We start from the raw sequence: 24170 nt of genomic DNA on the forward strand, positions 1-24170 counted from the left end.
TAGGCTGGGGGCCGCCGGACGAGGGCCCGGGCCGGGCGCCTCGTCGAGCGGGCCATCAACGAGGGGGCGACATGAGCGACAGCCACGAGACCGGTGGTGGAAACGGGACGGGAGACGCCCGGGAGCATGTGCCCAGCCGAGAGCGGCGGCGGTTCCCCGGGATCTCCTCACGGGCGTACGAACATCCGGCGGACCGCTCCGCGCTGGTCGCGCTGCGCAAGCTGACCGGTTTCGACACCGTCTTCAAGGCGATGAGCGGTCTGCTGCCCGAGCGGAGTCTGCGGCTGCTCTACCTCTCCGACTCGGTGCGGGTCAGCGAGCGGCAGTTCGCCCATCTCCACGACATGCTGCGGGACGCCTGCTACATCCTGGACCTGGAGCGGGTCCCGGCCATGTACGTCACCCAGAACCCGCAGCCGACCGCGATGTGCATCGGCATGGACGCGCCGATCATCGTGATCTCCACGGGTCTGGTCGAGCTGCTCGACGAGGAGGAGATGCGGGCGGTCATCGGCCATGAGGTCGGCCATGCGCTGTCGGGGCACTCGGTCTACCGGACGATACTGCTCTTCCTCACCAGCCTCGCCATGAAGGTGGCCTGGATCCCGCTCGGCAATGTGGCGGTGCTGGCGCTGGTCACGGCGCTGCGGGAGTGGTTCCGCAAGTCGGAGCTGTCGGCGGACCGGGCGGGGCTGCTGGTCGGGCAGGATCTGCGGGCCTCGATGCGCGGGCTGATGAAGCTCGCGGGCGGCCATCACCTGCATGAGATGAACGTGGACGCCTTCCTGGAGCAGGCGGAGGAGTACGAGTCGAGCGGCGATCTGCGGGACTCCGTCCTGAAGATCATGAACATGCTGCCGCGCAGCCATCCGTTCACCACCGTGCGCGCCGCCGAGCTCAAGAAGTGGGCCGCGACCCGCGACTACCAGCGGCTCATGGACGGCCACTACCCGCGCCGCGACGAGGACAGGGACACCTCGGTCAGCGACTCGTTCCGGGAGTCCGCGAGCCACTACGCGGAGTCGGTCCGCAACAGCAAGGACCCGCTGTTCGCCTTCGTCAGGGACGTGGCGGGCGGCGCCGGGGATCTGGGCAGCAAGCTGCGCGACCGGTTCACCGGTGGCGCGGGCAAGCACGGTGAGACCGCCGAGGAGGGCACGCCGCCCCGGGCCGAGCCCCAAGAAGAGCGCCAGGACGACGCTCAGGACACGGCCGAGGGCCTCCGGCCCGGAGACGGGCCGGAGGAGCGACCGGGGAACGACGAACCCGGAGGCCCCGGGGACACCCCGCCGCGCCGCTGAGACGGCCTCTGACGGCCCTCAGGACCGCCCGTCGACGGCGGGCTGGGTCCCGGGGGCCAGGACGCCGCACAGCGAGACCGTGGTCCGGCCCGTGGTGTACGGGTCGGTGCCCGTCGGGGCGTCGCCCTTGGCGCTCTGACCGGCGAGCATCGGGCGCAGATAGCCGGAGGCGTTCGCGGCGCATGCCTGCGGGCCCGCCAGCACGGTGCTCTGCACCAGCTCCAGGTGGTGGTCGCGCAGATCGTCCCGGTCGAAGCGGAACCGCGTCTCACGGCGCACGGTGAACAGCGAGGCGTGGTCCGGTCCGCGCTCATGGGCCGGCTGGAGCGCGTAGACGAAGACGTGGTCGGCGGCGACCTCCAGGGTCGCGGCGCTGCGCTCGATGACCGAAAGGGTGCCGCGGACCCGCACCGGGGTGTCGGCCAGGGTCACCTCGGCCGGGTTGAAGCGGTTCAGCCAGCCGGTGGCCGCATGCCGTCCGTCGTCGACCGGGTGCTGGAAGCTCTGGTCGAACTGGGTCTGCTGGGCCGGGTCCAGCAGCAGCCTTACGGCCTGCACCGGGCCGCCGGTGAGCACACCCGGGTCGATGGCGGACTTGACCAGGTAGTCCTTGGCGGTGGTGAGCGCCGTCATCACCTGGCTCTCGGAGAAGCTCTGGGTGCGGCGGGCGGCGGGCACGGTGACCCCTTCGGCGCCGATGCGGAACTCGGCGGCCGGGCTGCTGCGGAACAGCCGGTCCGGCGGCCCTCCGGGCACCTCACCGCGCGGCGCGAGCGGCACCACGCTGCTGTGCAGCGGCTCCACGGTCTGCGGCTGCGGCGTCTGGTACGGGTGGCGCACCCCCATGTAGACGGCCGCGGCGAAGGCGATGGCGATCAGCAGGACGAGCGCGACGGCCTGGCGTGACGCCCCGGCCCTGGCCCAGGCGTGCCGGCTGCGCACCGCCCGTGCGTGCTCGCCCATGCGCTCGTCGGCGGAGAACTCCTGAAGCCGGGCAGCACGGACGAACGACTCGTCGAACACGACGGAGCGGTACTCGTCCTCACCACCTCCCGGGACGCCTTCGGGTGTCCCCTCGGGAGGGTCTCCACGCCCGGTCATACCTCAAGAGTAGGTCGCCAGGGGCGACGGTAAACGCGGTGGTACTCCACAACTTGGGAGGCGAGTGCGGAGGAAACGCCCCATAGGCCGCGCCGTGCTAGCGGGGTGCGAGGACGTCATTGCGACGGCGGTACGGCGGAGGCGGGAGAGCCCTTGGCCCCGGTCGGCTCCGGGGCCGACTCCGACCCCGAGGGCTCCAGGCGCGGCTGCCCCGAGGGCGAACCGTCGACACCGCTGGTGGCGGGCGGCGGGGCGGGGTCCTGGCGGTTGCCAGAGGCGCCCCGGTAGACGGCCGTGAAGGCCAGGGCGACCACGCCGATGCCCATCAGGACGGCCAGCAGCCAGGCCACCGGGCGGTGCCAGCGGGCATGGCCACGGTAAGGGCGCCCCGCGCTGCCGTAACGCCCATAAGGGCCGTAGGCGTCGTCCCCGCCCCGCCCGGGGCCGAAGCGCTCGTCGGGGTCGTCCGCGCCGTAGAAGTCGGCCTCCGCGCCGAACCCGTCCTCGAAGAGCTCGTCCTCGGGCGGGCCCCCGGCCCTGCCGCGCCGGGACGCCTCGGCCTCGGCACGGGCCTCGGCTGCGGCCAGCATCCGCTCGATGGCGGTGGGCTCATGGATCGGGGCCGACCGTACGAAGTCCTCGTCGAAGACCACGGCGGCGAACTCGTCGTTCGTCTCGCCGTGGCTGCGGTCGTCGGGCTCGTCGCCGTCCGGGAACGGCTTGCCCCCCACGTCGTCCGGCACCCATTCAGAGTAGACCGGACGGGTCAATTTGGGCAGGGTGAAATGGTATTCGGGGGAAGATCCACCCCAGCGGCGCCGGAAATCGACCATCCCCCGAACGGGTGAGTCAGCGGGTGTGGCCGTCGCCGGTGACGATGTACTTCGTCGAGGTCAGCTCGGGCAGCGCCATGGGCCCCCGGGCGTGCAACTTCTGGGTGGAGATGCCGATCTCGGCGCCGAAGCCGAACTGCCCGCCGTCGGTGAACCGCGTGGAGGCGTTCACGGCGACCGTGGTGGAGTCCACGAGCTGGGTGAAGCGGCGGGCGGCCTGCTGGGACGAGGTGACGATGGCCTCGGTGTGCCCGGAGGACCACAGGCGGATATGGCTCACCGCGGCCTCCAGGGAGTCCACGACGCCCGCCGCGATGTCGTACGAGAGGTACTCGGTCTCCCAGTCGTCGACCACCGCCGGGACCACCGTGGCCTTGGAGCCCTCCGCGAGCGCCATGACCCGCTCGTCGGCGTGGACCGTGACCCCCGCCTCGGCCAGCGCGTCCAGGGCGCGGGGCAGGAACCGGTCGGCGATGTCCTGGTGCACCAGCAGCGTCTCCGCCGCGTTGCACACGCTCGGCCGCTGGGCCTTGGAGTTCACCAGGATGTCGACCGCCATGTCGAGGTCGGCCGCGGCGTCCACGTACACATGGCAGTTGCCGGTGCCGGTCTCGATGACCGGGACCGTGGACTCCTCGACGACCGTACGGATGAGGGACGCGCCACCGCGCGGGATCAGCACGTCCACCAGGCCGCGGGCGCGCATCAGCTCGCGCACCGACTCCCGGCTCTCGCCCGGCACCAGCTGCACCGCGTCCGCGGGCAGCCCCGCCCCGCCGACGGCGTCCCGCAGGACCTTCACCAGCGCCGCGTTGGAGTGGGACGCCGACGAGGAGCCACGCAGCAGCACCGCGTTGCCCGACTTCAGGCAGAGCGCCGCGGCGTCCACCGTCACATTCGGCCGGGCCTCGTAGATGATCCCGACGACGCCGAGCGGAACGCGCACCTGGCGCAGGTCGATGCCGTTGGGCAGGGTGGAGCCGCGCACCACCTCGCCGACCGGGTCGGGCAGCGCGATCACGTCGCGGACGTCGGAGGCGATGGCCCGCACCCGCTCGGGGGTGAGCGTCAGCCGGTCCACGATGGCGTCGCTGGTGCCGGCCTCGCGGGCCCGCTCCACATCGACCGCGTTGGCCTCCACGATCTCCTTGGTACGCACCTCCAGGGCGTCGGCCATCGCGAGCAGCGCGTCGTCCTTGACGGCACGCGGCAGTGGCGCGAGATCGGCGGCCGCGACCTGGGCCCGGTAGGCGGCCTGGAGGACCGGAGACTTCGGCCAGGGGTCGGTGAGCGGCGACGTGGGTGCGCTGGTCATGCCCGAAGCGTACTGAGCCGGGAGCGGAGATCCACGCACTATTCCGCACTTCGAGATGGCGTTCTCACATCTCGGCGCCGCACATCCGTCCTCAGAACGGGTGCACACCCACCGGAGAGGCCGGTGGCGGCCCGTATCCCTCCGCGACCCGCTGGTGATACGTATCACGGTCGATGACCTCGAGCCCCACGATCTCCCAGGGCGGCAGCTTGGCCGAGGCCCGGTGCTCACCCCACAGCCGCAGCGCGACCGCCGCGGCGTCGTGCAGATCACGGGCCTCTTCCCAGTAGCGGATCTCGGCGTGATCGGTGGCATAGCGGCTGGTCAGCAGGAACGGATGGTCATGGGCCAGCTGCTCGAGCGCCCTGCGGACCTCCGGCAGCGGCGCCTCGCTCCCCGAGACGCTGAGGGTGATGTGCCACAGCCGGGACGCCTCGCCACGCCCGGAATCGTGCGCCACGGCGTCGTGCGTCACGGCGTCGCCGGACCCGGCGTCGCCCGCTCCGACACTGGTCAGGGTGCGCTCCGCCGCCCCTCTGGGCGACGCCCCCGGGCGCCCTCGTCTCACCGGCGGCCTCCTGTAACTCGCTGCTCCGCTCACGCGCGGGCGGAGCATCTCGTGACGGTGCCATGGCCGCGGCCTTCCGCTCGGACTCCGCCGCGTCTCCCACAGCCGGCGCGCTGCCCCGCGCGACCCCGTTGAACAAAGTTGACCAGCCCACGCCCGCCCGCGTGGCGCTTTTGAGGTTTTTCGGAGGGGGGTTATTTTTCCGGCGGCCCGGTTCGCCTCGAGTCGTCTCGAGGGTGCCCGTGCCGCCGGAGCGGCTCAGTCCAGGACGACGAGGTCGTCGCGGTGGACCACCTCGCGTTCATAGGCCGGGCCGAGCTCGCGGGCCAGGTCCCTGGTCGAGCGGCCGATCAGCTGCGGGATCTCCTTGGCGTCGAAGTTGACCAGGCCACGGGCCACGGGGCGGCCCTCGGTGTCCCTCAGCTCGACCGGGTCACCGGCGGTGAATTCGCCCTCCACGGCCGCGATCCCGGCCGGCAGCAGCGAGGTGCGGCGCTCCACGACGGCCCGTACCGCGCCGTCGTCCAGGGTGAGGGCGCCGCGTGGCGCGGAGGCGTGGGCGAGCCAGAGCAGCCGGTTCGCCGAGCGGCGGCCGGTGCGGTGGAAGAACGTGCCCGTATGGCGGCCGAGCAAGGCGTCCCCGGCCCGGCTGGCGGAGGTGAGCACCACCGGGACCCCGGCCGCGGTGGCGATCCGGGCCGCCTCGACCTTGGTGACCATGCCACCGGTGCCCACCCCGGAGCGGCCCGCGCTGCCGATGGAGACGCCGTCCAGGTCCCGCGGGCCCCGGACCTCGTCGATCCGGGAGGTGCCGGGGGTCCTGGGGTCCCCGTCGTACAGGCCGTCCACATCGGAGAGCAGCACCAGCAGATCCGCCCGGACGAGATGGGCGACCAGGGCCGCGAGCCGGTCGTTGTCGCCGAACCGGATCTCGTCCGTGGCCACCGTGTCGTTCTCGTTGACGATCGGCAGCGCGCCCATGGCCAGCAGCTGGTCCAGGGTGCGGGTGGCGTTGCGGTAGTGGCCGCGGCGGCTGGTGTCGTCCGTGGTGAGCAGCACCTGGCCGACCCGGCGCCCGTAGCGCGCGAAGGAGGCCGTGTAGCGGGCCACCAGGAGCCCCTGCCCGACGCTCGCGGCCGCCTGCTGGCGGGCGAGGTCGCGGGGGCGCCGGTCCAGGCCCAGCGGCGCCAGCCCGGCGGCGATGGCACCGGAGGAGACCAGGACTATCTCCTTGCCGTTCGCGCCGCCCTTACCGTCACCACCTTTACCGTCGCCGCCCTTACGGTCGCCGTCCCTGCCGCCGTCGCCCTTACCGTCGCCGTCGAGCACCTTGGCGAGCACGTCGACCAGCGCGTCCACGCGGTCCGCGTCCAGGCCCCCCGCCGCGGTGGTGAGGGAGGACGAGCCGACCTTGACCACGATCCTGCGGGCGGCGGCCACCTCGTCCCGTACCGCCGACCCGTCCTGCTCCGCCACGCCGCTCCTCGTTCGTCCCCGGCCCATCACACGCCCCGAAGAAACGCATGCCTTACACACTCATCATGACAAGGGGGCAATCTACGACAGTCGGTCCTCGCCCGCCTCGGCATTTCAGCCCCCGGACACCGCCCGCGCACATCACCTCACGCACCGCCATAAGCGCCCCGCGGACACCACTCGGGGGACCTTTGACACCGATTGCGACCGGTTGGCACCGGCGCGGATTGTCACCGGGCGGGGCGTCGGCATACGGTCAGGGGTCCCCCCAGTCCGTTGCCCTCCTGCCAGGAGCCCACCCCGTGCCCTCTGCCGGAATCGCCCCACGCCGGGCCGTACAGCTGGCGGCGCTGCTCGCGATGCTCGTGTTCTTCGCCACACAGCTCGTCGGCGCCGTGCTTCCGAACGTACCGCTTTTCATCGCCGCCTCGGCGTGCGGACTCGCGCTCGATCTCTTCTTGCAGCACAAGCAGCCCGGTCTGCTGTCGCTGCTGGGGAAGATCCGCCTCGACGTCACGGTGCGCCAGCTGTTCCGCGACATGCTCATCATGGTCGGGCTGCTGCGCATCGAGGGCATCAATCCCCTGCACGAGCAGGCGCCCCTGACCGTGGGGCTGCTGCTCTTCTACCTGGTGCACTTCGCCTGCCAGGCGGCGGCCGTCCTGGTCCGCCGGACCCGCCAGCTGCCGTTCGTCACGCGCAACATCGACGCGTCCGCGCTGCGCCTGAGCGAGGCCCCGCCGCGGCTGTTCGCCCGTCAGCACGGGCGCCGTCTGCTGCGGCTGGCCGCGCCGGTCACCGCCGGTCTGCTGGTCACCGCCGCCACCAAGAACGCCGTCTGGGGCGGCGTCGGCCTGACGATCGCGCTGCTGATCGGCATCGGTGGCACGGCCCACCTCGCCAGCTGGCTGCTGCCGCGCAAGCGCGTGGCGAACGAGGCCACGGCCCTGCGCTGGCTGGACCAGTGGCTGGCCGACTACCAGCCGACCGTGGGCATGTACTTCTCCGGCGGCAACTCCTCCGCGTACCAGGCGAACATGTGGCTCTCCACGCTGGCCGCGCTCGACGCCAAGCCGATCATCGTGCTCCGTGAGCGGTTCATGGTGCAGAAGGTGGACGCGACGGACGTGCCGATCGTCTGCCTCCCCAAGGTCGCGCATCTGATGCGGCTGGAGCACTCGACGCTCAAGGTGCTGCTGCACCCGGCGAACTCCGGCAAGACCTCACAGGTGCTGCGCATCCCCTCGATCAAGCACGCGTTCATCAACCACGGCGAGAGCGACAAGCTCTCCAGCTGCAACCCGTACGCCAAGGCGTACGACGAGGTGTGGGTCGCGGGCCCGGCGGCGCGCGAGCGCTACCAGCTCGCCGACATCGGCGTCGAAGACAAGGACGTCGTGGAGGTCGGCCGGCCGCAGCTGGCCCCCATCCGCCCCTACGCGGGCGTGCCCACCGGCGAGTTGACGACGGTGCTGTACGCGCCGACCTGGGAGGGCTGGGACGGGAACCCCGGCAACACCTCGGTGATCCTGGCCGGTGAGAACATCGTCCGCGAGCTGCTCGCCGATCCCAAGGTGCGCCTGCTGTACAAGCCGCATCCGATGACCGGCTCCGTGGACCCGCGCGCGGGCCGTGCCGACGACCGCATCAAGGCGATGATCGCCGAGGCGAACACCAAGCGCGGCGGCGACCGCCCCGGCGCGGAGGCGGCCGCCGAGCTGGCCCGGTGCGCCGATGAGCTCAACCGGCTCACCAGCGCCTCCTTCCGCCCCAGCGCGGACGAGACCGAGCGCATGATGCTCCAGGGGGCCCCGGACGGCGACCGCGCGGCGGCCGTCGCCGCGGCCACCGCCGCCTGGGAGAGCGCCTACTGGGCCTCGCTGCCGGTCTGGGAGCACCAGATCATCACCGGTCCGCGTCCGGCGATCTTCACCTGCTTCAACCAGGCCGACGTGCTGATCAGCGATGTCTCCAGCGTGGTCTCGGACTACCTGACGAGCGAGAAGCCGTACGCGGTGGCGAACACCAGCGGGATGACGGAGGAGGAGTTCCGGGCGGCCTTCCCGACCGTGCGCGCCGCCACGATCCTCACGCCGGAAGCCGCGGGCGTCACCGGACTGCTGGAAGCGGTCCGCGACCCGGAGAAGGACACCCTCGCGGGCGCCCGCGCCGAGCTGAAGGTGCATCTGCTCGGCCCGTCCGACCCGCCGTCGCTGGTGCGCTTCGACCAGGCCACGCAGGACCTGTGCCGCAAGGCCGACGAGCGCCGGGCCCGGATGGCCACCCGGCTCACCGACGAGATCCCCTCGCAGCGCGAGGCCCGGGACGCGGCGGAGGAGATGGAGCTGGAGTCCGGCTCGCCGGAGCCGGAGGAGACCGCGACGGTCTGACGTCCGACGGTCCGAGCCGACGGCAGGCACCAGAGCATGACGAAGGGCCCGGGAGAGATCTCCCGGGCCCTTCGTCATGCCGTCTCTGCCGGGCGGTGCCAGGCAGCCCGCTCAGAGCCCGCGCGGGGCCCCCGGAGCCCGTCCGGACTCCAGGCGCGCCCGCTATGGCCGTACGGCCCTCAGAACGGTTTGAACGTGTCGAACTCCTCGTCCGCCTCGTCCCGCTCGGCATCCCGGTCCCGCCGCCGCTGCGCGGCCGGGCGCGGGGTGTCGAAGCGGTGGTCCTCGCCACGGCGGCCCAGCATCTCCGCGCCGGTCGCGAGGGTCGGCTCCCAGTCGAAGACGACCGCGTCGTCCTCGGGGCCGATGACGACCTCGTCGCCCGAGTGGGCGCCCGCCTTCATCAGCTCCTCCTCGACGCCGAGACGGGCCAGGCGGTCGGCGAGATAGCCCACGGCCTCGTCGTTGGCGAAGTCGGTCTGGCGGACCCAGCGTTCGGGCTTCTCGCCCAGCACGCGGTAGAAGCCCTCCTCGGCGACGACCCTGAAGCCCGCGTCGTCCACGGCCTTCGGCCGGATGACGATCCGGGTCGCCTCCTCCTTCGGCTGCGCCTCGCGGGCCTCCGCGACGATCTTCGCCAGGGCGAAGGACAGCTCCTTGAGGCCGAGATGGGCGACCGCCGAGGCCTCGAGGACCTGGTAGCCGCGGGCCTCCAGATCGGGCCGGATGATGTCGGCGAGGTCCTTGCCGTCGGGGATGTCGACCTTGTTGAGCACGACGACCCGCGGCCGGTCGTCCAGACCGCCGTACTGGGCCAGCTCCGCCTCGATGACGTCGAGGTCGGTCAGCGGATCGCGCTCGGACTCCAGCGCCGCGGTGTCCAGCACATGCACCAGCACCGAGCAGCGCTCGACATGGCGCAGGAACTCCAGGCCGAGGCCCTTGCCCTGGCTGGCGCCGGGGATCAGGCCGGGGACGTCGGCGATGGTGTAGACGGTCGAACCGGCCGTGACCACACCGAGGTTGGGCACCAGCGTGGTGAACGGATAGTCGGCGATCTTCGGCTTGGCCGCCGAAAGCACCGAGATCAGTGAGGACTTGCCGGCGCTCGGGTAGCCGACGAGGGCCACGTCCGCGACGGTCTTCAGCTCCAGGATGACGTCCCCGGAGTGGCCCGGCTCGCCCAGCAGCGCGAAGCCGGGCGCCTTGCGGCGGGCCGAGGCGAGCGCGGCGTTGCCGAGGCCGCCGCGGCCGCCCTGGGCGGCGATGTAGGTGGTGCCCTCCCCGATCAGATCGGCCAGGACGTTGCCCCGCTTGTCGAGGACGACGGTGCCGTCCGGGACCGGCAGGACCAGGTCGGTGCCGTCCTTGCCGGAGCGGTTGCCGCCCTCGCCCGGCTTGCCGTTGGTGGCCTTGCGGTGGGGGCTGTGGTGGTAGTCGAGCAGGGTGGTGACGGACTGGTCCACGACCAGGATCACATCGCCGCCCCGGCCGCCGTTGCCGCCGTCCGGTCCCCCGAGCGGCTTGAACTTCTCGCGGTGCACGGAGGCGCAGCCGTGGCCTCCGTTACCCGCGGCGACATGCAGTTCGACGCGGTCCACGAAGGTGGTCATGACGGGTGCCTCCAGTTACATACGGGTTCGGGGTTGTTCTGATGTGCCTCACGCTCGTAACGCGCCGAGGGCGGACCCGCTTCCCGTCACGGGAAGAGCGGTCCGCCCTCGGAAAAGGCTGTGCGATATCGCCCGGGCTGATTACTCAGCGACCGGAACGATGTTCACGACCTTGCGGCCACGGCTGGTGCCGAACTGCACCGCACCGGCGGCCAGCGCGAACAGCGTGTCATCGCCGCCGCGGCCGACACCCGTGCCCGGGTGGAAGTGCGTGCCGCGCTGACGGACCAGGATCTCACCCGCGTTGACGACCTGGCCGCCGAAGCGCTTGACGCCGAGCCGCTGGGCGTTGGAGTCGCGACCGTTCCGAGTGGACGATGCGCCCTTCTTGTGTGCCATCTCTCCTCAGTCCCTTACTTCGCAGCCGAGTCGATGCCGGTGATCTTCAGCGCGGTGTGCAGCTGGCGGTGGCCGATCCGCTTCCGGTAACCGGTCTTGTTCTTGTACTTCAGAATGTCGATCTTGCCACCCTTGTGGTGGTCGACGACCTCGGCGTGAACCTTCACACCGGCCAGGACCCACGGGTCGCTGGTGACGGCATCGCCGTCGACAACGAGCAGAGTGGAAAGCTCGACGGTGTCGCCGACCTTGTTGCTGGCCAGACGGTCGACCTCGATGACATCGCCCACGGCCACCTTCTGCTGGCGGCCGCCGGTGCGCACGATTGCGTACACGCGGTTCTCACTCTCTCGCTAGAAAACGGGACCTCTGATGCCAGCCGCCCAACACGACCCACGGGGGTCGTGACAACCGAGTGATCATGCGATTCACCATCGGCCGAACGGCCTCTTCCGGCGAAGCGGAAGGGATGTGCTCAGGGGTTTGGCGTACAGACGCCAAGGGTTAAGGCTACCAGAGCCCGGAGGGCGCACTGTCACGTGACAGTGCGCCCTCCGGTCGGCCGGGTCAGTCGTCGGCGGCGGCCGAGACCGACTGCGGAGTCTGCTGCTCCGCCGCCGCGGTCTTCTTCGTCGCCGACTTCTTGGCGGTCGTCTTCTTGGCCGTGGTCTTCTTGGCGGCCGTCTTCTTCGCCGCCGTCTTCTTCTCGGCGGTCTTCTTGGCCGCCGTCTTCTTGGCGGGAGCCTTCTTGGCCGCCTTACGGGCGGTCTTCTTCGCCGGTGCCTCGGCCTCGGCCTCGACGGACGCGCTCTCGGGCGCCTCCGGCTCGGGCCTCGCCCCGGACTCCGGCTCCGACTCCGCGGAAGACCCGCTCACGACCACCACGGCCGCCTCCTCGGAGCCCGTCGGCGAGCCCGCGGGGGCGCTCACCTTACGGGTCACACGGCGGCGCGTACGCGGCGCGGGAACGCCCTCGAGCGGGGCCTGCTCCTCGGCGGGAGCGGCGGCGGGGGCCTCTGCTGCCGCCTCCGGCTCCGTCCGGGCCGCCTCCCGACGCTCGTCGGCCACCACGACCACCACGCCCTCCGGCTCCTTGGCGGCCTTCGGGGCGCCCGCCGGGGCGGACACCTTACGGGTGGCACGGCGGCGCGTACGCCCACGGCTCGCGGCGGCCTCGGCCTCCGCGGCGCTGCTGTACAGCTCCTCGTCGGCCGCGAAGACCGGCTCGGGCAGCGGCTTGGGCTGGGTGGCCTCCGCCGCGATCTCGGCAGCCGCCTCGGTGACGTCCTCGGACTCCGCCTCGGCTTCGGCCTCCGCCTCGGCCGCGGCCGCCGCGGCCCGCTCCTGCTGCTGAGCGCCACCGGCAGCGGACTTCTTCTTCTTGCGCTTCCCACCGCCGCCGGCGGAGGACGCCTGGTCCATGTGGACGATCACGCCGCGGCCGTTGCAGTGCACACAGGACTCGGAGAAGGACTCCAGCAGCCCCTGGCCGACCCGCTTACGGGTCATCTGGACCAGGCCGAGCGAGGTGACCTCGGCCACCTGGTGCTTCGTACGGTCCCGGCCCAGGCACTCCAGCAGCCGCCGCAGCACCAGGTCCCGGTTGGACTCCAGCACCATGTCGATGAAGTCGATCACGATGATGCCGCCGAGGTCGCGCAGCCGCAGCTGGCGCACGATCTCCTCGGCCGCCTCCAGGTTGTTCCTGGTGACCGTCTCCTCGAGGTTGCCGCCCTGACCGGTGAACTTGCCGGTGTTGACGTCGATGACGACCATCGCCTCGGTCCGGTCGATCACCAGCGAGCCGCCGCTGGGCAGCCAGACCTTGCGGTCCAGCGCCTTCATCAGCTGCTCGTCGATCCGGTAGGTGGCGAAGACGTCGACGTCCGAGGTCCACTTCTGGAGCCGGTCCGCGAGGTCGGGCGCCACGTGCGAGACATAGCCGTGGATGGTCTCCCAGGCGTCGTCACCGCTGACGATGACCTTGGAGAAGTCCTCGTTGAAGATGTCGCGGACGACCCGGACGGTCATGTCGGGCTCGCCGTAGAGCAGCGACGGGGCGCTACCGCTCTTCGCCTTCTTCTTGATCTCCTCCCACTGCGCCTGAAGCCGGGCGACATCGCGGGACAGCTCGTCCTCGCTCGCGCCCTCGGCGGCGGTGCGGACGATCACACCCGCGTCCTCGGGAACGATCTTCTTGAGGATCTGCTTCAGCCGGGCCCGCTCGGTGTCGGGCAGCTTGCGGCTGATGCCGGTCATCGAGCCCTCGGGCACGTACACCAGATAGCGGCCGGGCAGGGAGACCTGGCTGGTCAGCCGGGCGCCCTTGTGGCCGATCGGGTCCTTGGTGACCTGCACCAGCACGGACTGGCCGGACTTCAGGGCGGCCTCGATGCGGCGCGGCCCGCCGGAGAGCCCCAGCGCCTCGAAGTTCACCTCGCCCGCGTACAGCACGGCGTTGCGGCCCTTGCCGATGTCGACGAAGGCGGCCTCCATGGACGGCAGCACGTTCTGGACCTTGCCCAGGTAGACGTTGCCGACGTAGCTGGTGGCCTGCTCCTTGTTCACGAAGTGCTCGACGAGGACGTTGTCCTCCAGCACGCCGATCTGGGTGCGATCGCCGTTCTGCCGGACGACCATGACCCGCTCGACCGCCTCGCGGCGGGCCAGGAACTCGGCCTCGGTGATGATCGGCACACGGCGGCGGCCCTGCTCGCGGCCCTCGCGGCGGCGCTGCTTCTTGGCCTCCAGACGCGTCGACCCCTTGATCGACTGCACCTCGTCGGCACCGGACTCGGCTTCTTTGCCGCGCCGCTCGCGGGGCTCGCGGACCTTGACGACCGTACGCTCCGGGTCGTCACCGGTCGCCTCGGGCTCGGCGGCGTCGCCGCTGCGACGGCGCCGACGGCGGCGGCGACGGCTGCTGCTGGAACCGCCGGGCTCACCGGCCTCGGCACCCGACTCGTCCCGGCCCTCGCCCTGCTCCTCGGCGCCCTCGCCCTCGGCGGCCGACTCGTCCTCGTACCGCTCACCGGTCTCGGAACGCCCTTCGGCGCCCTCGCCCTCGGCGGTCTCGCCACGGCGGCGACGCCGGCCGCCACGGCGGCGGCGACGGGACGGACGGTCGCCCGACTCCTCCTCGCCGGACTCGCCCTCGGGCTGACCGGCCTCGGCCTCGGCCTCGGCCTCGCTCTCCTCGGCGGCCTCGGGCTCCTCGGCCTCCGGCTGCTCCTCGGCGGGCGCGGCGCCACGGCGGCGGCGCCGGCGGCGGCCGGCAGGCGCCTCGGGCTCGACGGCCTCGGCCGTCGGCTGCTCCTCGTCCTCCTCCTCGGGCTCCTCCAGTGCGGCGGCGGCCTCGGCGGCGGCGCTCTCCGGCGTCTGGAAGACCGGCTCGGTGAAGACCGGCGCCTGGAACACGGCCGTCGGCGGGCGGACCGCCCGGCGCCGCGAACGGGGCGCGGGCTCCGGCTCGGACGCGGCCTCGGCGGCCGGGGTCTCGCCCTCGGCGGCCCGCGGCTCCTGAGCGCCGCTCGGCTCCTCGGCGGCGCGGGCGGCGCGGCGGCGAGAACGGCCGCGCGGCGCCTCTTCCTCGGCCTGCGCGGCGGCGGGCTCCTCGGCGCTCTCGGTCCGCCGCTCGGCGGCGGGCTCCTCGGCGGCTTCCGCGGGCGCGCCCTCGGGGGCGGCGGCCTTACGGGTCGCACGACGACGCGTACGGGCGGGGGCCGGGGGCACGGTCTCGGCCTCAGCGGCCGCCGCGGACTCCTCCGGCTCCACCGGCTCCTTCGGCGCCACGACCTCCGCGGCCTCCGACTCCGCCGGGGCACCGGCCGGAGCGGTCACCTTACGGGCCGCACGACGGCGCGTACGGGCACGCGGGGCCTCGTCGGCCTCGGCCGGGGCATCGGCTGCGACTGCGGCTGGGGCCGTGGCCTCGTCACCACTGCCACCAGCGGCCGCCGCAGACGACGCGTCCGCGTCGGCGGCCTCCGCCTGCGGCGCGCCCTCGGGAGCGGCGGCCTTACGGGTCGCACGACGACGCGTACGGGCGGGGGCCGGGGGCACGGTCTCGGCCTCAGCGGCCGCCGCGGACTCCTCGGTCACCTCCGGCTCCACCGGCTCCTTCGGCGCCACGACCTCCGCGGCCTCCGACTCCGCCGGGGCACCGGCCGGAGCGGTCACCTTACGGGTGGCACGGCGCCGCGTACGGGCGGGCGGAGCGGCCTCGGCGGCGGCCTCCACCACGGGCTCCGCGACAGGCTCGGCGGCGGCCTCGGGCTCCTCACGCACGGCGTCGGCCGGGACCACGGTCTCCGCGGCCTCCGGCGAACCCGCCGGAGCGGTCGCCTTGCGGGCGACCCGGCGCCGCGTACGGGCGGGCGGAGCGGCGGATTCGGTGTCGGATCCGGATACGGATCCACTGGTGGCGGCCATGGCGGCACCGGCGGCGACGGGCTCGGAGGCCGCCTCGGCGGCGACGACGGCGCCGGTCTGCTCTGCGGCTATGGCCGGTACCGAGGGCGTGGTGACCTCGGCCTCGCTCACCGCGCCGGGCGGCGGACCGGCCGGGCGGGAGGCCGCGCGGCGGCGGCGCGGCGGCAGCGTGTCGCTGGGGGTGTTCTCGATGGATTCCCCGGGCACCGCGGCACTCGGCGCGGAGGACCCCAGGGGCTGGACAGGTTGGGTCGGCTCAATAGGTTCGAGCATGCGGGCGTTTCTCCCGTCACGCTCCCGGGCGCCGCGCCTGCTTCCGGCCGGTCACCCGCGCACTGTGCGCGAGTGCCGCCGTCCGGGGCGCGGGCGCCGCACGGGAGCTGTCGTCTCGCTCGCCGGGACCGGATCTGTCGGGACCGGCGAAAGTCTTCTGGTCAGTGCGCCGGCCGGACCCGGGTGGCTCCCAAGTGCATCGGCGGCGCATCGACGACGGCCCTACGCGGGACCTTCCGGCGCCATCGCGGCGGTCAGCTCGGCGGCCGTGGATGGAGCGGCCTGAGCTGCCTCGCGATCGGGCGCGAGCGGGTCGGTCACCGTGCCGGACTCCTCATCGAGCAGCCCCTGCGCCAGCCTGGTCACCGCTGCGGGGACCGGCGGCGCCAGGTCGGCCGTAGCGCGGAGACCGGACAGGACGTCGTCGGGTCGTACGGCAGGTGTCAGATGCCGTACCACCAGCCGCAGTATCGCACAGCCACCGTCGCCGGGCCTATCGGCCCGAGCCGGAAGCGTCTCCAGCCGGGCCACCGCGGCACGGGCGTCGAAGGTTCGCAACCCGTTTTTCGTCCGGCGTTCCACCTCGACCGTGTCGGCCTCCAGGAAGGCCGCGACGGCACGCTCGGCGTCCGCCGGGGCGACCTGGTCGAGCCGGATCTCCCATACGGATGCCTGTAGCCGGTCGGCGAGCCCCGAGGTACGGGCCTCCACGGACTCGATCACATCGAGGCCCTCGGGCAGCGACTCGTTGAGGACCGCACGCAGCTTCTCGGGGTCGCGCGCCTCGGTCAGCTGGATCTCCAGGTACTCCGCCTCGCTGCCGGTGCCGGTGGGTGCGGCATTGGCGTAGGACACCTTCGGATGCGGGGTGAACCCCGCCGAGTACGCCATCGGCACCTCGGCGCGGCGCAGCGCCCGCTCGAAGGCGCGCTGGAAGTCGCGGTGGCTGGTGAACCGGAGGCGGCCGCGCTTGGTGTAACGCAAACGGATGCGCTGCACCGCGGGTGCGGGCGGCGGGCCTTCGGGCTGTCGCTTGCCCAGGGGACTGTCTCCTTGTACTTCCTTGCCGTCGAATCACCAGGGCCACGGGGCCCTGATGTCTTCCAGCCTACTTTGTGGGCGCCGCGGGCGGCCCGGTGACGGAGGGCCGCCGGACGGCTACGTCACCGCCCGACCGGCTACGTCACCGCCGGACGGCCATGTCACCGCCCGACCACCCTGTCACCGGCGTACGGCTACTCGGCTACTCGGCTACTCGGCTACTTCACCGACAGCGGCAGCAGCTTCCGCCCGGTGGGGCCGATCTGGATCTCGGTCTGCATCTGCGGGCAGACGCCGCAGTCGAAGCAGGGGGTCCAGCGGCAGTCGTCCACCTCGGTCTCGTCGAGGGAGTCCTGCCAGTCCTCCCACAGCCAGTCCTTGTCGAGGCCCGAGTCGAGGTGGTCCCAGGGCAGGACCTCCTCGTAGGTGCGCTCGCGCGTGGTGTACCAGTCGACGTCGAGGCCGAAGTCGGGCAGGGTCCGCGCGGCGCACTCCATCCACCGGTCGTAGCTGAAGTGCTCGCGCCAGCCGTCGAAGCGGCCGCCGTCCTCGTAGACGGCGCGGATGACCGCGCCGACCCGGCGGTCGCCGCGCGAGAGCAGGCCCTCGACGATGCCGGGCTTGCCGTCGTGGTAGCGGAATCCGATCGAGCGGCCGTACTTCTTGTCGCCGCGGATCTTCTCGCGCAGCTTCTCCAGCCGGGCGTCGGTCTCCTCGGCGCTCAGCTGCGGGGCCCACTGGAAGGGGGTGTGCGGCTTGGGGACGAAGCCACCGATGGAGACCGTGCAGCGGATGTCGTTCTTGCCGGACACCTCACGGCCCTTGGCGATGACCTTGGTCGCCATGTCGGCGATCTGGAGCACGTCGTCGTCGGTCTCGGTGGGCAGACCGCACATGAAGTAGAGCTTCACCTGCCGCCAGCCGTTGCCGTACGCGGTGGCCACCGTACGGATGAGGTCCTCTTCCGAGACCATCTTATTGATGACCTTACGGATGCGCTCACTGCCGCCCTCGGGGGCGAAGGTGAGGCCCGAGCGGCGCCCGTTGCGGGTCAGCTCGTTGGCGAGGTCGATGTTGAAGGCGTCCACCCGGGTCGACGGGAGGGACAGGCCGATCTTGTCCTCCTCGTACCGGTCGGCGAGGCCCTTGGCGATGTCGCCGATCTCGGTGTGGTCGGCGGAGGACAGCGACAGCAGGCCGACCTCCTCGAAGCCGGTGGCCTTCAGCCCCTTGTCGACCATCTCGCCGATCCCGGTGATCGACCGCTCGCGCACCGGGCGGGTGATCATGCCCGCCTGGCAGAACCGGCAGCCCCGGGTGCAGCCGCGGAAGATCTCCACCGACATCCGCTCATGGACGGTCTCGGCCAGCGGCACCAGCGGCTGCTTGGGGTAGGGCCACTCGTCGAGGTCCATGACGGTGTGCTTGGACACCCGCCACGGCACTCCCGAGCGGTTCGGCACCACGCGCGAGATCCGCCCGTCGGGCAGGTACTCCACGTCGTAGAACTTCGGGACGTAGACGCTGCCGGTGCGGGCGAGGCGGAAGAGCAGCTCATCGCGGCCGCCCGGGCGGCCCTCGGCCTTCCAGTCCCGCATGATCCCGGTCATGTCGAGCACGGCCTGCTCACCGTCGCCGATCACCGCGCAGTCGATGAAGTCGGCGATCGGCTCGGGGTTGAACGCGGCGTGGCCGCCCGCGACCACCACGGGGTGGTCCTCGGTGCGGTCCACGGCGTCCAGGGGGATGCCGGCGAGGTCCAGCGTGGTGAGCAGGTTGGTGTACCCCAGCTCGGTGGAGAAGGAGACGCCGAGGAAGTCGAACGCGGAGACCGGGCGGTGCGAATCCACGGTGAACTGCGGCACCTTGTGCTCGCGCATCAGCTCCTCGAGGTCCGGCCACACGCTGTAGGTGCGCTCGGCGAGCACGCCCTCGCGCTCGTTGAGGACCTCGTAGAGGATCATGACGCCCTGGTTGGGAAGCCCGACCTCGTAGGCGTCCGGGTACATGAGCGACCAGCGGACGTCGCACGCCTCCCACGCCTTGACGGTGGAGTTCAGCTCACCGCCGACGTACTGGATCGGCTTCTGCACATGGGGGAGCAGGGCCTCGAGCTGTGGGAAGACCGACTCGACAGACATCAGTAACCTTCGTGCGCCGACAGGGGTGACCCTCAAGCCTAACGCGACCGGGGCCACCCCTCGCACGACCATAGGATCACCCCGCAGATCGCGGGGCCGACGGAGCCCAACGGACATCGCACGAGCCTCAGTCAGGACCACCCCCGCGTGAGCGGGGAAAACCGTGCACCCGTACCAACGATCGACTGCCCGTTCGGTCACACCTCCAGGTCAGCCCGGTGCTTCTTGCGCGAGGTCTCGGCCCACAGCTCCGGTAGCTCACGCTCGCGGGCGGCCGCCCGCTCCTCCTCCCTGCCGTACAGCAGCCCGAAGGTGAAGTCGCTCTCTCCCGCCACATGGGCCTGGGTGGCCAGCTGTCGCAGCGCCTCGCGGGCCACGACGCTGTCCTGGTGGTCGCCGAGCACGTCCTGCACGGCCTGCATACGGCGGGCGAACCGCTTGGCGGACTTGCCGAGCGCGGGCCGTGCCGTCTCGGCGGCGTAGCGCACGCGCTTGGCGGCCTTACGGGCCTGGTGGATGGCGATGTCGCGGTCCGGCCCCGGGGGCGTCTCCAACGCGGTGGCCATACGGCCCGCCAGGCGCTCGTAGTCGCGCAGCACGGCCTTGGCGACCACCGGCGCGGCCGGCTTCGCGGCGTCGCGGCGCAGCGGCGGATCGGCCACCAGGGCGTCGAGGGTGTCCAGGAGCGTCAGGTAGCGCTCGCTGTCCAGCGCGCCCAGGACGGTGGCGCGGGCGCCGTCGCGCCGCCCGTGCGACCAGTGGTGCAGCCGTTCGCGCACCGGGCCGCGCCGGAGCTCCTCCGGCAGCTCCGCGAGACGGCCTTGGAGCCGCTCGGTGAGCACCTCGCGGTCGCGTTCCACGCCGAGCTCACCGGCCAGCCACTTCAGCTCGTCGCCGATCGGATCGGTCACCGAACGGTCCAGGACCTTGCGGTAGGAGCGGAACGCGCTGCGCAGCCGGCGGGTGGCGACCCGCATCCGGTGCACCGCGTCCGGCACATCCCCGCGCACGGCCGGGTCGAGCCGCACCAGGGCGTCGATCTGACGGCGTATGTAGTCCAGGACGACATCGTCGGCGCCGAGCGGCCGCCGGGGCTCCGACGCGGCCTGGGCGACCTGACGGGCGGTCTTCGCGGGCTTGCCGGGCTTGGTGGGCCTGCCGGGCCCGTCTCCGCCGCTCTCGACCGCGCCCGCGGCCTTCTCCGTCTCGGCGAGGGCCTTGGCGAGCTTGGAGGGGGTGTCGGCGCGGTGCAGACCGCCGTCGCGCAGCCGCACCTCGACCGCGTCGAGCAGCCGCTGATCGTGGCCACGGCCCTCGGCGAGCTCGACCTCGACCTCGGTCCACCGGGCCGGCTCGCTCTCCCCGGGCGCCAGGCGCCGGGCCGTCACGCGGTCGACGGACACTTCGGCGAGCACGGTGCCGTCGGCGTCCACCAGATCCTTGCGGTCCCGCTCGGTGTGCAGATGGGCGAGCGGGCGCAGCGGATCGTGGCGGACCCGCGAGCGCAGCAGTGTGGCCATCTCGGCGGGCACCTCGTCGCCGAGCGGCGCCCGCAGCTCCTCCCGGGTGTCCGGGCCGACGGGCAGCTTCAGATGCCAGCCCTCGTCGTCGCCGCCGGTGCGGTGGCGCAAGGTGATGCCGTCGGCCAGCAGCCGCCGCCCGGGGGTGTCGTAGTAGGTGGCGTCCAGGGTGGCGACTCCCCGGCTCACCACGGTCGCGACCGGCCCCGCTCCGGTCAGTTCGGGCAGGCCCGGCAGGTCGGGCCGCCCGGACGGACCGGCTTCCTCGGCGGTGGCCTCGTACTTCCGTTCTATCTCCTGCTTCGTGTCCACCATGTGAGTCACGTACCCAAACTCGGGCTTATCAGCCCCAAGCGGAGACGTGATACCCAGCGGACCCTATGCGGACCCCTATGCCGACCCCTATACGGGCCCTATGCGGGCCCTATGCGGAGACGGGCCTCTGCACCCGGATGGACTGGAGCAGTCCGATCGCGATCCATACGGCGAACATCGAGGATCCGCCGTAGGAGACGAACGGCAGCGGCAGACCGGCCACCGGCATGATGCCCAGCGTCATCCCGATGTTCTCGAACGCCTGGAAGGCGAACCAGGCGATGATCCCGGCCGCGACGACGGTCCCGTACAGCTCCGTGGTGTCGCGCGCGATCCGGCAGGCGCGCCACAGCACGACCCCCAGCAGCAGGATGATCAGGCCCGCGCCGAGGAAGCCGAGCTCCTCCCCCGCGACCGTGAAGACGAAGTCGGTCTGCTGCTCGGGGACGAACTGACCGGTGGTCTGGGTGCCGTGGAAGAGCCCCTTACCGGTGAGCCCGCCCGAGCCGATCGCGATGCGCGCCTGGTTGGTGTTGTAGCCGACCCCGGCCGGGTCGAGCGCGGGGTTGGCGAAGGCGGCGAAGCGGTCGATCTGGTACTGGTCGAGGACGTGCAGCTGCCAGACGAGCAGCGCGCCCACCACGGCCGTGAGGATGAGCCCCGCGATCCAGCGGTTGGACGCGCCGGAGGAGAGCAGCACGGCGAGCACGATCATCGCCATGACCATCACCGAGCCGAGGTCCGGCATCAGCAGCACGATCGCGATGGGCAGCGCGGCCAGGCCGAGCGCCTGGACGACGGTGCGGTGGTCGGGGTTGAGCCGGTCGCCCGCGTCCACGCGCGCGGCCAGCAGCATCGCCATCCCCAGGATGATCGTGATCTTGGCGAACTCACCCGGCTGAAGGGAGAATCCGCCGCCGATCACGATCCACGCGTGGGCGCCGTTGATCGTCGAGCCCAGCGGGGTGAGCACGGCGAGGACGAGGATCACGGACAGCCCGTAGAGGACCGGGACCGCGCCGCGCAGGGTGCGATGGCCCAGCCAGACGGTGCCGATGGCGAGGAGCAACCCGATGCCGGTGTTGAGGGCGTGCCGGACCAGGAAGTAGTACGGGTCGCCCTGGTTCAGCTCGGTGCGGTTGCGGGTGGCGGAGTAGACGAGCGCCCCGCCGATCGCGGACAGGGCCAGCGCGGTGAGCAGCAGCACCCAGTCGAGGCGGCGGACGATCGAGTCGCGCGCCATGAGCTTGCTCCAGGCGCCGCGCTCCGGGGTGAAGCGGCGGACGGAGTACCCGTGCGTGGACGCGCTCATGAATCAGCTCCCCGCCGCCGCTCCCGCGACGCCGCCTCGAACTGCTTGCCCAGGGGCTGGGACTCGATGGAGCCGTCCGACGAGATCTTCGGCAGCTTGGCCTGCGGCTGGGGCAACAGCGCCTTCTTCTTGTCGATGCCGCCCTTGGCGTCCACCCCGTACAGCGCGTTGTAGATCTTGCGCACGGCGGGGCCGGAGGCGCCGGAACCGGTACCACCCTGGGAGATCGTCATGACGACCGTGTAGTCCTTGGTGTACGTGGCGAACCACGAGGTGGTCTGCTTGCCGTAGACCTCCGCGGTACCGGTCTTGGCGTGCATCGGGATCTTGCTCTGCGGCCAGCCCTGGAACCGCCAGGCGGCGGTGCCCCGGGTGGCCACGCCCGCGAGCGCGCTGTCGATCCTCTTGTGCAGACTGGCGCTCATCGGCAGCTTGCCGTGCGCCTTCGGCTTGATCTCCTGGATGTCCTTGCCGTCGGGGCTGACGATCGCCTTGCCGACGGTCGGGTCGTGGAGCGTGCCGCCGTTGCTGATGGCCGCGTAGATGGTGGCCATCTGGATCGGGGTGACGAGGGTGTCGCCCTGGCCGATGGAGTAGTTCACGGAGTCACCGGCGCGCATCTTCATGCCCTCGAGACAGTTCTCGTAGGCGATCCGCTGGCCGTAGGACCCGTCCTTCTTGCCGGTCTTGCACCAGGCGTCCTTGTTGGCCTTCCAGTAGTCCTTCTTCCACTGGCGGTCCGGGACCCGGCCGGTGACCTCGTTGGGCAGGTCGACCCCGGTCTCCTTACCGAGACCGAACTGGTGGGCGGTCCGGTAGAACCAGTCCCCCGGCTTCTTCTTGGGCTTGTTGCCGCCGTCCTTCTTCCACTCGTCGTAGGCGATCCGGTAGAAGACGGTGTCGCAGGAGACCTCCAGCGCGCGGCCGAGGCTGATCCCGCCGTAGTTCTCGGACTCGAAGTTCTTGAAGACCTGGCTGCCGATGTTGAACGAGCTGGTGCAGGCGTAGGGGCCGTTGAAGTCGTAGCCGGCGTTGACCGCGGCGGTCGTCGGGACGACCTTGAAGATCGAGCCGGGGGCCGCCTGGCCCTGGATCGCCCGGTTGAGCAGCGGGTAGTTGGACTTCTTGCCGGTGAGCTGCTTGTAGTCCTTGCCGGAGATGCCGCCGACCCAGGCGTTGGGGTCGTACGTCGGATTGGACGCCATGGCCACCACCCGGCCGGTCTTGGCCTCCATGACCACGACCGCGCCGGAGTCCGCCTTGTAGTTGGTGCCGGTGTTCCGGTCGTGCTGCTTGCGGGCGTCCCGCATCGCCTGGTCCAGCTCCTTCTCCGCGACGGCCTGGACCCGGGAGTCGATGCTGGTGACGACGTTGGCGCCGGGGCGGGCCTGCTGGCTCTCCCGCTGGCCGATGACCCGGCCGAGGTTGTCGACCTCGTAGCGGGTCACCCCCGCCTTGCCGCGCAGCTCGCTGTCGTACTGGCGCTCGAGGCCGTTGCTGCCGACCTGGTCGGAGCGGAGCAGGGGCGACTTGGTGTGCTCGGCCGCCTTCACCTGCTCATCGGTGACCGGCGAGAGATAGCCGAGCACCTGGGCGGCGTTGGAGCCGGCGGGCGCGGCGTAGCGGCGCACGGCGGTGGGCTCGGCGCTGATGCCGGGGAAGTCCTCTTCGCGCTCGCGGATCTGGAGCGCCTGCTTGGCGCTGGCCTCGTCGGTGATCGGGATGGGCTGGTACGGGGAGCCGTTCCAGCAGGGCTGCGGGGTCTTGGCGTCGCACAGCCGGACCTTGTCCATGACGTCCTTGGGCTTCATGCCCAGGACGTCGGCGAGGCGGGTGAGGACGGCCTTGCCGTCGTCCGGCATCTTCATCAGCTCGGTGCGGCTGGCGGAGACCACCAGACGGGTCTCGTTGTCGGCCAGCGGCACCCCGCGGGCGTCCAGTATGGAGCCGCGCACGGCGGGGTGGACGACCTGCTGGACGTGGTTGTTGGCGGCTTCGGCGGTGTACTCGTCACCGTTGCGGATCTGGAGGTACCACAGGCGTCCGCCGAGGGTCAGCAGCAACGAGAAGACCAGGATCTGGAGGCCGACGAGCCGGATGGTGACCCGGGAGGTCCGTCCGGTCTCAGGAATATTACTCAT

At 71.7% G+C, this 24170-nt stretch carries 16 protein-coding genes; 2 read left to right on the plus strand and 14 right to left on the minus strand.

Annotated elements, in window-relative coordinates:
- The first annotated feature begins 71 nt into the window (after positions 1 to 71).
- Positions 72 to 1301, plus strand: a complete 1230-nt coding sequence (locus tag KHP12_RS20245; RefSeq protein ID WP_086879896.1) for a M48 family metallopeptidase — start codon at positions 72 to 74, stop codon at positions 1299 to 1301.
- An 18-nt stretch (positions 1302 to 1319) separates the two neighbouring features.
- Here KHP12_RS20245 and KHP12_RS20250 read toward each other — a convergent pair whose 3' ends face one another.
- From KHP12_RS20250 to proB, 5 genes are all read right to left on the minus strand, one after another.
- Entirely contained in the window at positions 1320 to 2402 is a 1083-nt protein-coding gene (locus tag KHP12_RS20250) for an SCO2583 family membrane protein (RefSeq protein ID WP_086879895.1), read from the minus strand.
- 116 nt (positions 2403 to 2518) lie between these two features.
- Positions 2519 to 3145, minus strand: coding sequence for an SCO2584 family spore wall biosynthesis protein (locus KHP12_RS20255; RefSeq protein ID WP_244202530.1), 627 nt, complete (start codon positions 3143 to 3145; stop codon positions 2519 to 2521).
- Positions 3146 to 3251: 106 nt separating this feature from the next.
- A complete protein-coding gene (locus tag KHP12_RS20260; protein WP_086879893.1) occupies positions 3252 to 4550 on the minus strand; it encodes a glutamate-5-semialdehyde dehydrogenase in 1299 nt (432 codons plus the stop codon).
- A gap of 91 nt (positions 4551 to 4641) precedes the next feature.
- Complete coding sequence (locus KHP12_RS20265; protein WP_086879892.1) at positions 4642 to 5118, minus strand: DUF8830 family protein; 477 nt, start codon at positions 5116 to 5118, stop codon at positions 4642 to 4644.
- A gap of 258 nt (positions 5119 to 5376) precedes the next feature.
- Positions 5377 to 6594, minus strand: a complete 1218-nt coding sequence (proB, locus tag KHP12_RS20270; RefSeq protein WP_372455210.1) for a glutamate 5-kinase — start codon at positions 6592 to 6594, stop codon at positions 5377 to 5379.
- 302 nt (positions 6595 to 6896) lie between these two features.
- Here proB and KHP12_RS20275 point away from each other — a divergent pair, with 302 nt between their 5' ends.
- Complete coding sequence (locus KHP12_RS20275; RefSeq protein WP_086879891.1) at positions 6897 to 8984, plus strand: CDP-glycerol glycerophosphotransferase family protein; 2088 nt, start codon at positions 6897 to 6899, stop codon at positions 8982 to 8984.
- Between the two features lie 179 nt (positions 8985 to 9163).
- Here KHP12_RS20275 and obgE read toward each other — a convergent pair whose 3' ends face one another.
- The 9 genes from obgE to mrdA all read right to left on the minus strand — a co-directional run bounded on the left by obgE (position 9164) and on the right by mrdA (position 24170).
- Positions 9164 to 10597 carry a GTPase ObgE gene (gene obgE, locus KHP12_RS20280; protein WP_086879890.1) on the minus strand — a complete coding sequence of 478 codons (1434 nt, stop codon included), beginning with the start codon at positions 10595 to 10597 and terminating at the stop codon, positions 9164 to 9166.
- Between the two features lie 141 nt (positions 10598 to 10738).
- Positions 10739 to 10996, minus strand: a complete 258-nt coding sequence (gene rpmA, locus KHP12_RS20285) for a 50S ribosomal protein L27 (protein WP_020871349.1) — start codon at positions 10994 to 10996, stop codon at positions 10739 to 10741.
- Between the two features lie 14 nt (positions 10997 to 11010).
- Positions 11011 to 11331: a 50S ribosomal protein L21 gene (rplU, locus tag KHP12_RS20290; RefSeq protein WP_037945965.1), complete on the minus strand. Its 321-nt coding sequence runs from the start codon at positions 11329 to 11331 to the stop codon at positions 11011 to 11013.
- Between the two features lie 232 nt (positions 11332 to 11563).
- Positions 11564 to 15700 (minus strand): Rne/Rng family ribonuclease, encoded by a 4137-nt coding sequence (locus KHP12_RS20295; RefSeq protein ID WP_086879889.1) that lies wholly within the window; start codon positions 15698 to 15700, stop codon positions 11564 to 11566.
- Between the two features lie 222 nt (positions 15701 to 15922).
- A complete protein-coding gene (locus KHP12_RS20300; RefSeq protein ID WP_086879888.1) occupies positions 15923 to 16699 on the minus strand; it encodes a TIGR03936 family radical SAM-associated protein in 777 nt (258 codons plus the stop codon).
- 260 nt (positions 16700 to 16959) lie between these two features.
- Positions 16960 to 18882: a TIGR03960 family B12-binding radical SAM protein gene (locus KHP12_RS20305; RefSeq protein ID WP_208652844.1), complete on the minus strand. Its 1923-nt coding sequence runs from the start codon at positions 18880 to 18882 to the stop codon at positions 16960 to 16962.
- Between the two features lie 197 nt (positions 18883 to 19079).
- The gene (locus tag KHP12_RS20310) at positions 19080 to 20717 is read right to left on the minus strand and encodes a CYTH and CHAD domain-containing protein (protein ID WP_211833363.1); all 1638 of its coding nucleotides are present in this window, start codon (positions 20715 to 20717) and stop codon (positions 19080 to 19082) included.
- 109 nt (positions 20718 to 20826) lie between these two features.
- Entirely contained in the window at positions 20827 to 22029 is a 1203-nt protein-coding gene (gene rodA, locus KHP12_RS20315) for a rod shape-determining protein RodA (protein ID WP_086879886.1), read from the minus strand.
- On the minus strand, positions 22026 to 24170 hold the full coding sequence (mrdA, locus tag KHP12_RS20320; protein ID WP_086879885.1) for a penicillin-binding protein 2: 2145 nt from the start codon (positions 24168 to 24170) through the stop codon (positions 22026 to 22028). Before mrdA ends, rodA begins: the two co-directional genes overlap by 4 nt.

Source organism: Streptomyces asiaticus (assembly GCF_018138715.1).
Lineage (GTDB): Bacteria > Actinomycetota > Actinomycetes > Streptomycetales > Streptomycetaceae > Streptomyces > Streptomyces asiaticus.

Bases quoted from the DNA above. Each gene is read 5' to 3' on its own strand.
- KHP12_RS20245 (WP_086879896.1), top strand. From the start codon at position 72: ATGAGCGACAGCCACGAGACCGGTGGTGGAAACGGGACGGGAGACGCC.
- mrdA (WP_086879885.1), bottom strand. From the start codon at position 24,170: ATGAGTAATATTCCTGAGACCGGACGGACCTCCCGGGTCACCATCCGG.
- obgE (WP_086879890.1), bottom strand. From the start codon at position 10,597: ATGACCACCTTCGTGGACCGCGTCGAACTGCATGTCGCCGCGGGTAAC.
- rpmA (WP_020871349.1), bottom strand. From the start codon at position 10,996: ATGGCACACAAGAAGGGCGCATCGTCCACTCGGAACGGTCGCGACTCC.
- rodA (WP_086879886.1), bottom strand. From the start codon at position 22,029: ATGAGCGCGTCCACGCACGGGTACTCCGTCCGCCGCTTCACCCCGGAG.
- KHP12_RS20250 (WP_086879895.1), bottom strand. From the start codon at position 2,402: ATGACCGGGCGTGGAGACCCTCCCGAGGGGACACCCGAAGGCGTCCCG.
- KHP12_RS20260 (WP_086879893.1), bottom strand. From the start codon at position 4,550: ATGACCAGCGCACCCACGTCGCCGCTCACCGACCCCTGGCCGAAGTCT.
- KHP12_RS20310 (WP_211833363.1), bottom strand. From the start codon at position 20,717: ATGGTGGACACGAAGCAGGAGATAGAACGGAAGTACGAGGCCACCGCC.
- KHP12_RS20295 (WP_086879889.1), bottom strand. From the start codon at position 15,700: ATGCTCGAACCTATTGAGCCGACCCAACCTGTCCAGCCCCTGGGGTCC.
- KHP12_RS20305 (WP_208652844.1), bottom strand. From the start codon at position 18,882: ATGTCTGTCGAGTCGGTCTTCCCACAGCTCGAGGCCCTGCTCCCCCAT.